Genomic DNA, 12636 nt, shown 5'->3' on the forward strand with positions numbered 1-12636 from the left:
TCAACTTATGCAGCTAAATCACAATGCTGCTGATTCTCTGATCGCTCAGGGTTAAGCCACACCTCTACCGGTAATTGCCAGTTTCTGGTTTCACGGCTTCCCCATCGCTCAGGGTGTTGCTCTTTTGCTTTACGGTAAACTCTTTCACGATTCAGAACCTTTTTCTGAGCCTTCCCTGTGTGTCTGTCGTAGGGGGTCTGGAACTTGATGCCACTGTGCTTATGCTCCATGTTGTACCAGTTTACGAACCCATACACCCACTCTCTGGCTGACTCCAGACTGGCGAAGTGATTCGGATACCCGGGACGATATTTCATGGTTCTGAAGCCTGACTCTGAGTATGAGTTATCGTTACTCACGCGTGGCCTGCTGAACGATGTCTGTACACCCAGCTGCTGAAGAGTACTCAGCATGGTCGCCCCTTTCATTGGGCTGCCATTATCGGAGTGCAGAACCAGTGGTTGCTCCTGAAGGCTGATTTTATTCTGCATGAAGGCTTTGCGGATCATCTGAGCAGCCAGATCAGAGGACTCCCTTTCATGGACTTCCCAGGTCACAATCATGCGGCTATAGACGTCCAGAACCAAATAGAGATAATAATATTTACCCCTGATGGGCGACCCCAAGAATGTTATATCCCACGACCAGAGCTGATTCGGTGCCGTAGCCCGATGCGATGTTGGCTTCCGCTTTGCGGGCTTCTGACTGCGACCGCGGTGATGCTGTTGATTATGGGCCTTCAGCACTCGATAAAAGCTTGACTCAGAAGCTATATAAACACCTTCGTCGGCCAGTGTCGGTACAATCTGGCATGGCGACTTACTTTTGAATCGCTCGCTGTTACAGACTTTCAGAATCTCGTTTTGCTCACTCTTGGTTAGTTGGTTGGCAGGCATTGGCCGGTCTGCGTATTGACGCTGATCTTCCCGCACCTGTTCTACATCTTTTTGCCAGCGCTGAACCGTGCGTATCGACAGGTTGAGCGCAGCACAGGCTTTCACTTTACGTGCACCCTGTGAAACAGCTTCCTGGATTAAAGCAACGGCTTCCTTGCGATCAGGGAGAGGAATCAATCGTCCTCGCGCTCCCCCCAGATCGCGTTTGCCTTTTTTGTTAGAACCAACAGTGCTGCGGTTTCAGCAAGTGCTTTGTCTTTGCGTTTGAGTTCTTTTTCCAGTTTCTGGATGCGCTTCTTGTCATCTCGTCTGGCAGCAGCGGCCTGTACCTGACGGGATTCAGCAGGCTTTGTGCTGCCTGCGATAAAATCAGCTTTCCACTGCTGCAGGTCTTCATAGTAGAGACCCTTCTTACGACAGTATTCGGATAGCTCTGTTGTGTTCATGTTGGCGGTTTCCATCAGAACCGCGAACTTGTTTTCAGCACTCCACTGCTGAGGATTCTTACCATCACCGGGCACGACTACACCTTGCGCTTTTGCCTGTTTGCGCCAAGTATACAGGGTCGCATCAGTAATGCCGGTTTCTCTTTTAAGCTGAGCCACGGAAACATTATTTGGCGGCATCATCTTCTGGATAATGGACTCTTTCATTTCTTTGGAGTAGCGAGTCATAACAGCCTCTTTCTAAATGCTCTCAGTTATTGAGAGTCATGAATCAAAAGAGGCGACATCTATTCTGACACAGAGGGGTTCGAAAAAATCTTTTTGGCTCCTTGTAGAGCAGGAATAAGTTGCGGCTTTATCGCAAGCGGTATGCTCGTTGGTATTGGGTTAGGATTGTTCATAGTTACCCGTGGGGTGCCTGATTCAGAACTCGCAAATACCTCACTAGCTTTTATTGCGTTGGGTGTATACTGCTTTGCTGTAGCTTATCCTATAGCACTGCTGATGCTTTACTTGATCAATCAGGATGCAAAACATAACTTTGTAATCGATCTGTTTGGTGCTCTATACATAGCTTTAGTAATCTTTGCAGGCTTCATGTTTAAAGAATATATGGATTGGGTTGGTTTGGGGGCGTGCTTTGCAATATTAATTATTTATGCATTTGTAGGTCGAATATGGTTGCGCAAAACTGATAACAAATAAATCAGCCTGTTGCCTGGCGGCACAGGTTATTAAGGCGTTAGGTGCTCACAACTTCACATCGCGCAATGGCTCTGCTATCAGAGGAAATTCAGAAATTACCTTCTTGTCCATCGTGAACAGTTTTGTCCCAAGGTTCATAGCCAAAGAAACATATTCGCAGTCGTATGCTGAGCAGTTGCTCTGATTTACAAGAGATAACACGTTCAGTGATTTGATGTCATATTCATTACCAGACATTAATGTTTCAGCTTCATTCTGTATCTGGAGAGCTTTGTCGTAGGTAACAAGCTCCTTTCTCAGATAGAGTGCTAAAACATTTCTAAATTCGCTACGCCAGAGGTGAGGAGCAACCCACAACGGGTCAATTTCGAGAAGCTTTTCCGCATGCGGGGTGTATTTCGTTGGCAAGTACAAATAAACGAGTACATTGGTATCAACAACAATCATGCTCTGCCTTTATTAATCGCATCTTGGATATCGTCAATATCAACCAGATTGGCATCAATCCCTCTACGTAGCTCTCTGGCACGCTGCAAGTGCTCGGAAGGGTTCACTCGCTTAGGCAAAAGCATTTGCTCAAGACAATGAATTAACTCACTATTTATGCTTCTGTGGTGGGCGGAAGCCGCTTCTTTCAACCTGTTATAAAGAGTTTCGGGTATGTTTTTAACCGTAATGGCTGGCATTGCTTAACCTCCTGAAATGTCATAATGGTTTCATTATGGTTGCAAAGTGTCAATCAGTCAAACAACGCACCAAAATCGGGTAGCCGCAGGTCTCTAACCTCCAGCCCCCATACCACCACGGCGTGCGGATCCGCACCGGGCGGTTCACCGAGGATGGTGAAACCTGATCCATAAGTCTTTCAGAGAAACAAGTCCAAGGTTTGCAAGAAAGCTGTCGTTCAATGCCTGCTGCACTGCAAAGGTTTTGGCCAACCGGTAATACCCTTTGCTACTGGCTGCGATCGAGGCGGCTTTGACATGGTCAACGCCTAACTTGATCAGATTTATATAAGAGGTTTCCGGCTTACGCCACTGCTTGATAAAACAGCAACGGATGCGCCGACGTATCCATTGATCCAGTTGCGGTATGGGGCGGTAATATTCGGTTATCCTAAAATAACCAATCCAGCCCCTGATATATTCGGCAAGCTTTCGTAGTCGGTAATCCATTGACACTCCCAGCTGCGACTGGTGAGTTTGAGTATCTTCCGTTTGAAGCGTTGCAGGCTCTTCTTACGAGAGACTCTTGACATGAGTACATCGTGGCTGACGGTATCAAAGAATTTACTCAGATCAACGTCAACTGCCTGATTTAGCCCCTGTTTGATATAGCGTTTAACCTGTTGCACAGCATCTCGTGCAGACTTTCCTGGTCTTTAGCCAAAGCTGCTGTTGGAGAATCCGGGGTCAAAGATCGGGGTCAACACCTGCACTATGGCCTGTTATATAACCCTGTCCTGAACCGTTGGAATGCCCAGCAACCGTTCTCCTCCATCGGGCTTCTCAATAACAACCTGAAGAACCGGAGATGGCCTATATGTTCCATCCAGTATGGCTTGGCGCACGTCAGTGCACAAAGCTTCCGCGTCCTGCATCCATGCAGACGACCGCCGCATTTACCGTATCTCTCAAACCAGAAGGCTTTTTGACCTTTGGCTCACTTGCCCACGAGAGTCGGCCTTGTATGCGATTTCTGGGGGACGCCCAGTCTACGTCGGCTCGCACCTATGCAGCCTAGACTGCCTCCGCACAATCCCTCGCGGGATTGCACTTGCCTTAAGCTAGTGGTTATCATCGGTTGGCTTATTAGGCGCAAGATTCGATGCTGGTTTACTCACAGGGGACTTTCACTCCATAAGTTTATGCCCATGCCGGGCGTACCAAGTGGTTCCAGGTGACGCCTACGGCGCAGCTGAACCAAGCGTTAGGCACTTCAATCAATATGCTCAACTGACATAAAATCAGCTTTATTTAAAGCTAAGCTTTTTTTCATGTTGGTACATTCAGAGTTTTGTGTAATACTGCCATCTTTAAAGGTAAGCCCGCTGAGACTGGGTGTTTCTCTGAGCGCAGACATCGAATATAAAAATTGTTTTTTATGAAGAGCAACGTCAGTCGTATCTACATTATGCCTTGTTAAAACTTTCCCTAAGAAATCAGAAAGCTTTGCTCTATTTACTTTGATATGGCAGTGCCAACCGTCTAACTTGTGATTTTTACTAGTAGGATTTTCTGGCTTATGTAACTCTGCTTTATGGTCTGGATGATAACTAAAAATCATACTTCCACTATCATAACCCAATGCATTTTGACATTCTCCAAAGCTAAAAAAAATTTTACCTGGAGGATAATATATTGTTAATACATCTTGCTGAGCAGCCTCTCTTTCCGTTAGCTTTACAGCTGAAATGAAAGCTTGGCTTTTAGGAAAATAAGTAAAGCTCAGCGATGTACTGGTTATAGATTTACTAGCAAATTTACCTGACGAAAGGTTTTCTTGGTTTGATGCGTCTTGCGGACTTGGTTGTAATAAGTTTACCTGATCTATTCCTTGCACTTTATCCTCCTTAATAATCAATTTAATTACTAATCTGACAATGCTGCTGCCAAGTAGTTCTACCAATACAAACATGTGTGTTAGCAATACTAACTATTCGAGACCAGTGCATAAATCGGGTAAGGACTGGTCTTTCTCCGTAACCTTGAATGTCTTTTCCAGGTGAGGCTTGAGGCCATATGCATGCCATATCCGGCGAACACTTCTCTCACTGATACCGCTAACAGCAGCCATAGTTCGGGTGCTCCAGTGAGTGGCATTTTCCGGAAGGGTGTTTGTGGTCAGACTCACAATCTCAGCAGCATCAATCTGCTTTTTACGGCCACTGCGAGCTCGATCCTGTTCAATCCCGGAGAAGCCTTCCTGGGCATATCGGTCACGCCAGCGGCTGACCTGATGACGACCGATCTTCAGTATTTGCGCAATCTCAAGATTGCTTTTTCCTTCTGCAGCGAGAAGAACAATCTGAGCACGGCGGGCCAGGCGAACAGGGCAAGTATTTGACGAAGTAATCTTTCTGAGTCGTACTTCTTCAGAAGCATCAAGTATTATCTCTGTGGCAACTCGCATAGTAAAAACAGGCAGTGGTTGGAATAACATCCATAGTAGACCGTTAGGAGTCTTTATGTATTTTTAATTAGGTCGCACTACACTAGTTCCGACAGCTTCATGCCGTCGTACTTTCCGTCATAAACTTTCATGTGGCAGTCACGACAGACCGGTATTTGCTTCCGGTTGATTTGCGCCATTACCTTGCTAAAGCCTTTGGCTTCCTGACCCATCTTGCGGGTATGCCGGACATGATGCATCTCAATATCATCGGGTTTACCGCAAATTGCACAGTGACACCCCAGCTTGCTCCTTGTTCGCTGGTTTATTCGCTTCAGGTACAATTTCTCAGGATCAAGACCTTTGCCGCTGACATTAAATGCTTTTTGGTTCACCTTCAGGGACAGGTTATTGCCGTATCCATTAAAATTAACCTGTCGTATACCATCTTTAGTTGTCTTCAAGGCTGTAATCTTACCGTTGCCTTTCTTCAAAACTTGCCGGGTTGAACAGCGCCTGCTGCTCGCTAATGTATGCATCAGTGATCTTTGAAGCGTGTATACCATCCAGCTCATTTTTGACCTGTTGGCAGCGAAAGAGTAATAGTTTAGAACTTCTCCCAAGACCGAGTTGTAGTACATGACTATTTCCCATTCCTGTCTCGGGATTAAATCTCTACGCGCTTTTCCCTTAAAAGACCCTTTCTTAGCAAATCCATCCTCAACCAGTTTGCCCATCAGCTCCATGATCGGAGCTTCGAGCCTTATGGTGCCCGCACCAGTACGTGCAAGTGTTGCCCGTTTCGCATGGCCACTTTTATGTTTGGAAGTGTGCCCCTTGGGATCGGATTTAATATACGTCCCAAGAAATTTCACTTTTGCCTTGTCGGGTCTGGCGATCATGGCGGATGAAACAACCCTACAAGTGCTGAAAGAACCAGGGCGAGAGGCGGCCAGCAAGTCGTATATGTGGCTATATCGCAATGGTGCTTACAGTAAACCCATTGTCATCTACGAATACCAGCAGGGGCGTGGATCTGAACATTTTAGCTGACTATCAGGGGACTCTGCACTGCGATGGCTACGCCATAGAACAGAGAGTGCGGGACAAAACACCGGATGAGCGACGCCTGGCGAGGCAAAACGACGCCGGTCCGGTGATGGACAAAATCAAGGTTTGGCTGGAAAAACAGGCGCTGAATGTCACCCCCAAAAGCAAGCTGGGTGAGGCGATTCGCTAAATGCAGAACCAGTGGACGTACCTTGTTCGCTAACTGGACAATGGTCTTGTGGGCATTGACAACAACGCATCAGAACGGGCGATCAAACCCTTCGTGATGGGGCACAAAGGCTGGCTATTCTCAGACAGTATTGCTGGTGCACGCAGCAGTGCGGTTCTGTACACACTGGTGTATGCACAAGCCTGTCAGTCTGCTGTTTCTAGAGATCCTCATGACCTGTGATCAGCTAAAGCGGGTTGGTCGTGAGATGTTTGCTATTGATGGTCGTAAAATGTCGTCCAATGCCCGCAAGGAATGGAGTGGGACACATAACATAAGGAACTGCCCAGTAAACAGAAAAAGCTCGAGCAGATGATCGCCCATCTGATGAAAAAGCATCAGAAGCACGACGTTCAGGAAGCACAGAACGAGCAGTATCGTGAGGGCGATGAGAAGCGTATTCAGACTCTGCGTATGGTAGCAATCTCCTTTTTCTACAGATTCGTTATGCTTTTATGAAGGAAATTGAAAATGCAAAAATATGTGTCAAACTGCCTATGTATTTCTCGCTCTTTGTGATGGTGAGATGATGTTCTTGGAACCTAGGAGGCTGACCGAGAATAGCGCCCGTAGCGAGGACGGCAGAAAATTGAGGATGAAAATTCGGTTTTGTGAGGAGAATAGCGAGCTATTTGACGAACAAAAGCGGATTTTCAGACCAATTTGCTGCCGCCACAGTAGGGCAGACTATTCTCGGTCAGCCTCCTAGCAGCCTGTCGGACTTAAGACTGTTCTACTGCGGTTGCAATAAATTGGTCTAAAAATCTCTGTTTCTTCGTCAAATAGCTCGCTATTCTCCTCAGAAACAGAGATTTTTATCCTCAATTTCTTGCAATCCTCGCTACGGACGCTTAAGTCCGACAGGCTCCTAGGCTATTGAGGTGAAGTATGAAGGTTCGGAGTATTAATGAATGTCGGCTTGTGCAATCTATTGCAATCTCTCTTTTTTCCTGTTCAGTGTGTATGGCTAATCCTGTTCCAACATTGAGTGACAAAAATGGAACTGAACCGACGGTTGATATTGAGTCATTTTCCCGGCTAGTGGATGATAAAAGTGCTGACGACGTGCTGGAGTTAGCCAAGAAATATAATGTCCCCATTTATGAGGGGGAAATATTACTTGATGAGGTGACAGGCAATATTTCATTAGAGACCAAACCATATGATATGAGTCTTGACTCACATGATGATAAAGCAAATGAAACGCGAGGGTTAGATAGAGAAAGAAGATCTATCGATAGTACTGATAGCAATAATGGGGATTGTCATCTTGAAGATCTTGAATTCGATGTGTCGAAATTTGATATTTTGAAGGGTGATATCAGCGAATTCTGGAGCGCAAAAAGAATAAACATCAAGCAGGCTGTTGGCAGTTGCTCTAATATAGATTCCATGAGAAAGGCCAGGCAGCACACTATCGCCAAGCAAAAATTATACGAGCAAAACCACCTTGTACAGCCAGCAAGGTGCGTACCAATCAGTTTTAAAAAACGAGCCTTCGTAGTCAAGAATAGCCAGGGACATTTATCTATTGTGGAATTGAGAAAATTTATCGCAACTGAAGCTGGGTGTCGTTAGAAAAAGAACGTATATTAAACGCATTTTTCGGACAAGGTGTTACAATAAAATCCAGTTGACGTCAACGGCACATATAGTTTTGTGCGTGTGTGCCGGGCATAGCGCTTAACTTGAGACATGAAAGTCCTCTTACCAGTTATTGGCAGAGTCGAAGGTTAGCGAAAGGGCACGGGCGTTGTCGTGTTGAGTGAGTTTGAGACCTTTTTTATCGGTCAGGTGAAACCTGTGAACCGGAATGCTACGGCTTTCATATCGCAGCCACAGGTTCTGCAGGCGTGTTTGGGTCGGATGACGGGTTACAGAGGTTCCAGCATGACTTTCAAGATCAGCTGAATCAGGTAAGTCTGCCTCTCCCGACAGTACAGGAATCCGTAGTCACGGACTCGTCTCAACCCTCTGGGCAGAAAATGTTGTAAAACCAGCCAGATAAAGTCTTCTCCTTTTATGGTTCGCTGCTCCATTGCACCGGTTTTACTGTTCCGGTAGATGAAAGTCACTTGTCCGTCATCATGACCTATAATCTGCCGGTCAGTGAGAACGTCCCGGTAGAGATCTCTGGACAAGTATTACAAAGCAGGTTCGCCTTTTCCGACGTGCTGACAATTCACCACCCAGAGTTCGGGCGATGACTTTTTGAGCGTTGGTATCAGTAAACCCGCTTCTTTCGAGGCTTTCAACAATCGTCCCCGGAAGACTCTGGCCAGGTTGTTACTGTTGAACAGGTATTTACCCTTGAGCTTTCGCCATTCACGACGGCGGGTATTAATACCACCATCCGGAACTACAAAGTGCACATGAGGGTGATATCACGGCACTGGTAGGCAAGTGCATTTCTCATGGCTCTTTGGGGTAACGAGCGATTCATCGGCTTTTGTGCCAGGTGTTTTTCTGCTTTATCCCGGTCTTGTGGAAAAACCCAACGTGGATTTCGGTGGGTTTTCCAATGGGTTCTCAGGGCCCCGAGTGCTTGGGTTGGCAGTGGGACCTAACGATCTTTACCGCCTTTGCACTGTCTTAAATGAACACTCATTCTGTCTGAGTCAACATCGTTGACAGTGAGGCTCAATGCCTCTCCTAACCTCAGTCCCGAACTGTAAGTAACGAGAATAAAGTTTTTGAATATTGGATTCCTGGCAGCTGTTGAGCAGCCGGGCGGTCTCTGCTGAAGTCAGGATATCCGGCAGTCGCCTGACTGAGAGAGGCTTGAAGATATCAATGAATTTCCACGGTTTGTTGATCACATGTCCATAGTAGAACTGGATACCGTTGCGATCTGTTTTTAATATACTCCATGAGTGGCTTTCGATCAGATCCGCAAAATAGGTTTTAAGGTCATCCGTGTTGAGTGCATCGAGGCAGCAGTTAAAATAGCTGGCAAGACGTCTAACGGGCGGCTGTAGAGATCAATGGTGGGCTTGCTTTTGCTTTGTAGTTTGAGTGCGGTCAGGTGTTTTTGGTAAAGTTCTTCGAACTGTTTTTTTCGATTGAATTCATGTTTGGTATTCCTGTTATTCAGACACATCAGAATTGATGTGGTATCAGGAATTATTAGGCAATATTGTAAGTTTTTTTTCCGTGTAGCGGCTTGGTTCAACAACAGGCTCAACTGGGACGTACATATTGTGCGCCCGTCAGTTTTTCGGTTTTGCGCTGCCAGCAATCAGTTAAAGCCAGTTAGACGGGTAGGTTTTGGTCTATGATTATTTTCTTATTAATCACTTGAATGATGACTTAAAAGTGAAAAAGTTACTAAAGACAGTATGTTTATTCTATTGTTTCTCAGACTGTGCCTGCTCACAGACTGGAAAAGGTTTCATTGATGTTTTTTCAAACTCTTCAATTGTTCCAAATATTTTAAAATATTTAAGCTTTCAAGGCATTTCTTCATTTCGAACTGCGGTTGGTTGTGACTCATCTCTTTTGGGTTTGTCTGAATTAATACAAAGCTCGGGTCTACATGTAATAAGAACTATAAGTCGAAATAGGTGGCTGAATTATGCGTATTCTTCCTATTTAAGTGAAGATGGGGATTGGGAAGTGCGTGGAACACCTCAAGCAGGAATGCTGGAGTATTCTACAGACAGGGAGTTTGAAATTAAAAAAGTGATTTCATATTCAGAAGGTGAAAGAGATGAAGCTCCATGGGTCATGTTTGGGGAACTACATGATGGCTCAGTATTTTACTTTATTGCTAGCTGTGATTATACTGGTTTTGATTGCCAAGGAAGTGGAGTGATAACGTATGCGCCAAGTTGGGTCAACTTACTCAATAATCTTAGCCCTCGCGCACTAAATTACCTGATTAGCAATTTAAATACATCTGATGAGTTTATTGTCCTCCTTCTAAAAAACAAAGACTGCCCTGAAATACTTATACGTCTTTTTATTCAGGCACTTAATCAAAAAACGTAATAATTCATTCAAGTACGATCATGCGCATAAAAAATTTCCAGCAGACTACGCCTGCGGCGGAGCAGTTGAAAATGACGTGTGTGCCGAGCATGGCACTTAACTTGGGAGGTGAAAGTCCTCTGACCAGGTATTCGCAGAGCCGAAGGTTGGCGAAAGGGCATGGGCGTTGTCGTGAGGCGGGTTCTACGCGACCGGTCTACGCGACCCGGTCTACGCGACCCGGTCTACGCGACCCGGTCTAAAGGAAGCTCGATGCAATACTCAAAGATGTCTCTTATTTTAAACAGGTCAGAGTAGCTTTTAGCTCAGTAGAATGGCCTAATGATCAAGATTTCAGCAAGGATACTCTTTATCTTCTCGGCGTTTCAGTGAGTTCAGCTCAAAGAAAACATTGACAACGCACCTTAAAAGAGAATCCGGCGGCGCTAGATGCACCGCCGCTTATAGGCTAGGCGTTAGATGCTCAAACCGAGCAAGGAGACTGGTATGAAAATCGAAGAAAAGGGAGTTATACCTGATTCAATTTTTTGGGTAGGAATTGGTAATATTTCGATATACTTGATCATATATTTTCTCGGGTGCTTAAATTCTGGATGGACATGTTCTGGTGATAGCATGGGCGGAATAATGATGGTTTACGCATTGACCATTTTTATTCCTCAGTTTCTACTGTTTATTTTCTTAACAATCTACTTTATTCGTAAATTAACTTGTATATTCAGAAAAGAAGAAAATGAACGACCAAGTAGAAGAGACTGGAGAAAGTTCATAATCTATTCTTCGTTATCAATGTTTGCTTATTTTATAGGGTGATTATTACTCCATATCTTAAACATAAAGTTTCAACAAAACCATGAGTTTGCGAATAGATATTATTCATAATTTTTATTAAACATTTCAAGAGCAGATCTAGCAAAATCGCCGTAAACCCTCGTCCAATCGAGGGTGTCATAAAAGCCAAAATTCAAATACAGTAAAGCTCTCTCCTTTGCAAAGTATGAGGCTTTACTGAGTTTCTTTTCCGACTGACCCATTTTCTATCAAGTAACCAATATTTTTCAAAAAGCCAACAGAGAAGCTTGTTTAGCCACAAAATAGCGTAAATAACGGCTTTTACAGCCCTGCTCAGGTTGTAAGCCAGCAGATGCAAGCCAAACACCAATTTAACGTTCTCAAGCCCACTGCGACGGAAGCGACTTAACCCCTGTATCTCAAGAAAATCCATGGTTATGGCGGCGGAAAGTTGCTACAACGAATGGAGAAGATCAAAAAAGAAACGCTGAAACGACTTTGGTCGGTATTTATGTGAACAGCTTGCCCCGCCAGAGGCGCCTGCAGTGTTCTGAACGGTTCTCAGGCTGCTAATGCATATTCTGGTCAGCTTGAACACCCATTCTGGTTCATTTGAACACCCTGGATCTCCTACGCATCACCCAGTCTGATTTTTAGTCCAAGTGTTCAAGTGTTTCCAGTTTTCCCAGCTTCTTGCGCATGGATTCTCCTTTCAGCGTAATCCTGTGGGCGTTGTGCATCAGGCGATCCAGAATGGCATCTGCCAGAGTCTCATCACCGATGCTGCCATGCCATTGCCGGGTCGGTAGCTGGCTGGTAACCAACGTTGAACTTTGTTCGTGACGGTCATCCATCACTTCCAGTAAATCGTTGCGTTGCTGCTGGGTCAGAGGTTCCAGCCCCCAGTCATCCAGTATCAACAAATCCACCTTCGCCAGTTGCTTGAGTTGCCTGCTGTAGCTGCCATCACCATGGGCAAGGCTCAGCTCTTCCAGTAAGCGCGAGAGTCGGTAATAGCGGACACTGTAACCCTGTATGCAGGCCCAGTGTCCCAGTGCGCAAGCCAGGTAACTTTTACCACTGCCACAAGGTCCGGTAATCAGCAGGTTCCTGTGCCTGTTTAACCAGTCCTCGCTGGACAGTGTGGCTATTTGGACTTTCTTCAACCCCCGGGGATGTTCGTAGTCAATGTCGTCTACCCGTGCAGCCAGCTTAAACCTGGCCGCCCTCAGTAACCGGGCAAGACGTTTGTTATTGCGCTCGGTCTCTTCCTGTTCTGTCAGGAGGGCCAGCCGCTCCACAAAGCTCAGGCTGTCGTAGGTGCCGGGCTGCTCCAGTTGCTGAGCCAGGGCATCGGCCATGCCTGTCAGGCGCAGTGACCGCAGACGGGTCAGAGTTTGATTCATCATGATACGTC

13 protein-coding genes and 4 pseudogenes are annotated in these 12636 nt (G+C 45.7%); 6 read left to right on the plus strand and 11 right to left on the minus strand.

All coding sequences use genetic code 11. The features are described 5' to 3' along the window. Positions 1–5 precede the first annotated feature (5 nt). Positions 6–1570, minus strand: a protein-coding gene (locus ACO6V5_RS05520; protein ID WP_422492065.1) for an IS3 family transposase whose coding sequence is annotated in 2 segments (ribosomal slippage) — positions 6–1105 and positions 1105–1570 — 1566 coding nt in all. Because the reading frame shifts where the segments join, the coding sequence is not laid out codon by codon here. Positions 1571–1663: 93 nt separating this feature from the next. On the opposite strand from ACO6V5_RS05520, the gene ACO6V5_RS05525 reads away from it, so the two are divergent. Next, positions 1664–2047 (plus strand): hypothetical protein, encoded by a 384-nt coding sequence (locus ACO6V5_RS05525; protein ID WP_422441838.1) that lies wholly within the window; start codon positions 1664–1666, stop codon positions 2045–2047. A 45-nt stretch (positions 2048–2092) separates the two neighbouring features. On the opposite strand, the gene ACO6V5_RS05530 is transcribed toward ACO6V5_RS05525, so the two are convergent. The 6 genes and pseudogenes from ACO6V5_RS05530 to ACO6V5_RS05555 form a co-directional block, all read right to left on the minus strand. Beyond that, positions 2093–2494 (minus strand): type II toxin-antitoxin system VapC family toxin, encoded by a 402-nt coding sequence (locus ACO6V5_RS05530; protein WP_422133949.1) that lies wholly within the window; start codon positions 2492–2494, stop codon positions 2093–2095. Then, positions 2491–2733: a FitA-like ribbon-helix-helix domain-containing protein gene (locus ACO6V5_RS05535; RefSeq protein ID WP_422133948.1), complete on the minus strand. Its 243-nt coding sequence runs from the start codon at positions 2731–2733 to the stop codon at positions 2491–2493. The genes ACO6V5_RS05530 and ACO6V5_RS05535 overlap by 4 nt, the downstream gene beginning before the upstream one ends. Positions 2734–2877: 144 nt before the next feature. Further along, a pseudogene (locus tag ACO6V5_RS05540) lies at positions 2878–3237 on the minus strand (group II intron maturase-specific domain-containing protein); the annotation flags it as partial. 748 nt (positions 3238–3985) lie between these two features. Then, positions 3986–4609: a hypothetical protein gene (locus tag ACO6V5_RS05545; protein WP_422413857.1), complete on the minus strand. Its 624-nt coding sequence runs from the start codon at positions 4607–4609 to the stop codon at positions 3986–3988. 93 nt (positions 4610–4702) lie between these two features. Then, positions 4703–5209 carry a helix-turn-helix domain-containing protein gene (locus tag ACO6V5_RS05550; RefSeq protein WP_422138098.1) on the minus strand — a complete coding sequence of 169 codons (507 nt, stop codon included), beginning with the start codon at positions 5207–5209 and terminating at the stop codon, positions 4703–4705. A gap of 47 nt (positions 5210–5256) precedes the next feature. Then, positions 5257–6060, minus strand: a complete 804-nt coding sequence (locus ACO6V5_RS05555; RefSeq protein ID WP_422138097.1) for a group II intron reverse transcriptase/maturase — start codon at positions 6058–6060, stop codon at positions 5257–5259. On the opposite strand from ACO6V5_RS05555, the gene ACO6V5_RS05560 reads away from it, so the two are divergent. The 3 genes and pseudogenes from ACO6V5_RS05560 (at position 6059) to ACO6V5_RS05570 (ending at position 8015) form a co-directional block, all read left to right on the plus strand. After that, positions 6059–6211 carry an IS66 family transposase gene (locus ACO6V5_RS05560; protein ID WP_422133943.1) on the plus strand — a complete coding sequence of 51 codons (153 nt, stop codon included), beginning with the start codon at positions 6059–6061 and terminating at the stop codon, positions 6209–6211. The genes ACO6V5_RS05555 and ACO6V5_RS05560 overlap by 2 nt on opposite strands. Further along, positions 6189–6620 (plus strand): annotated as a pseudogene (locus ACO6V5_RS05565) (IS66 family transposase). Before ACO6V5_RS05560 ends, ACO6V5_RS05565 begins: the two are co-directional and overlap by 23 nt. A gap of 780 nt (positions 6621–7400) precedes the next feature. Beyond that, positions 7401–8015 carry a hypothetical protein gene (locus ACO6V5_RS05570; RefSeq protein ID WP_422413910.1) on the plus strand — a complete coding sequence of 205 codons (615 nt, stop codon included), beginning with the start codon at positions 7401–7403 and terminating at the stop codon, positions 8013–8015. Positions 8016–8227: 212 nt separating this feature from the next. On the opposite strand, the pseudogene ACO6V5_RS05575 reads toward ACO6V5_RS05570, so the two are convergent. The 3 genes and pseudogenes from ACO6V5_RS05575 to ACO6V5_RS05585 form a co-directional block, all read right to left on the minus strand. After that, positions 8228–8821: pseudogene (locus ACO6V5_RS05575) on the minus strand (IS91 family transposase); the annotation flags it as partial. Between the two features lie 179 nt (positions 8822–9000). Continuing rightward, the gene (locus tag ACO6V5_RS05580; RefSeq protein ID WP_422492195.1) at positions 9001–9138 is read right to left on the minus strand and encodes a tyrosine-type recombinase/integrase; all 138 of its coding nucleotides are present in this window, start codon (positions 9136–9138) and stop codon (positions 9001–9003) included. Between the two features lie 109 nt (positions 9139–9247). Continuing rightward, positions 9248–9391: pseudogene (locus ACO6V5_RS05585) on the minus strand (integrase); the annotation flags it as partial. A gap of 313 nt (positions 9392–9704) precedes the next feature. Between ACO6V5_RS05585 and ACO6V5_RS05590 the strand changes: the two are divergent. Together ACO6V5_RS05590 and ACO6V5_RS05595 are read left to right on the plus strand one after the other, a co-directional pair. Next, on the plus strand, positions 9705–10427 hold the full coding sequence (locus ACO6V5_RS05590) for a hypothetical protein (RefSeq protein WP_422133941.1): 723 nt from the start codon (positions 9705–9707) through the stop codon (positions 10425–10427). A gap of 486 nt (positions 10428–10913) precedes the next feature. Next, on the plus strand, positions 10914–11240 hold the full coding sequence (locus ACO6V5_RS05595) for a hypothetical protein (protein ID WP_422138095.1): 327 nt from the start codon (positions 10914–10916) through the stop codon (positions 11238–11240). A gap of 632 nt (positions 11241–11872) precedes the next feature. On the opposite strand, the gene istB is transcribed toward ACO6V5_RS05595, so the two are convergent. After that, the gene (gene istB / locus ACO6V5_RS05600; RefSeq protein ID WP_422414320.1) at positions 11873–12631 is read right to left on the minus strand and encodes an IS21-like element helper ATPase IstB; all 759 of its coding nucleotides are present in this window, start codon (positions 12629–12631) and stop codon (positions 11873–11875) included. Positions 12632–12636: the final 5 nt, after the last annotated feature.

Origin of the sequence: Endozoicomonas sp. ALD068, assembly GCF_049310145.1 — a bacterium.
In the GTDB taxonomy this organism is placed as follows: Bacteria; Pseudomonadota; Gammaproteobacteria; order Pseudomonadales; family Endozoicomonadaceae; genus Endozoicomonas_A.

Coding starts and splice junctions, on each gene's coding strand:
- ACO6V5_RS05530 (WP_422133949.1), bottom strand. CDS start 2,494: ATGATTGTTGTTGATACCAATGTACTCGTTTATTTGTACTTGCCAACG.
- ACO6V5_RS05535 (WP_422133948.1), bottom strand. CDS start 2,733: ATGCCAGCCATTACGGTTAAAAACATACCCGAAACTCTTTATAACAGG.
- ACO6V5_RS05550 (WP_422138098.1), bottom strand. CDS start 5,209: ATGTTATTCCAACCACTGCCTGTTTTTACTATGCGAGTTGCCACAGAG.
- ACO6V5_RS05560 (WP_422133943.1), top strand. CDS start 6,059: ATGGCGGATGAAACAACCCTACAAGTGCTGAAAGAACCAGGGCGAGAG.
- ACO6V5_RS05555 (WP_422138097.1), bottom strand. CDS start 6,060: ATGATCGCCAGACCCGACAAGGCAAAAGTGAAATTTCTTGGGACGTAT.
- ACO6V5_RS05570 (WP_422413910.1), top strand. CDS start 7,401: ATGGCTAATCCTGTTCCAACATTGAGTGACAAAAATGGAACTGAACCG.
- ACO6V5_RS05595 (WP_422138095.1), top strand. CDS start 10,914: ATGAAAATCGAAGAAAAGGGAGTTATACCTGATTCAATTTTTTGGGTA.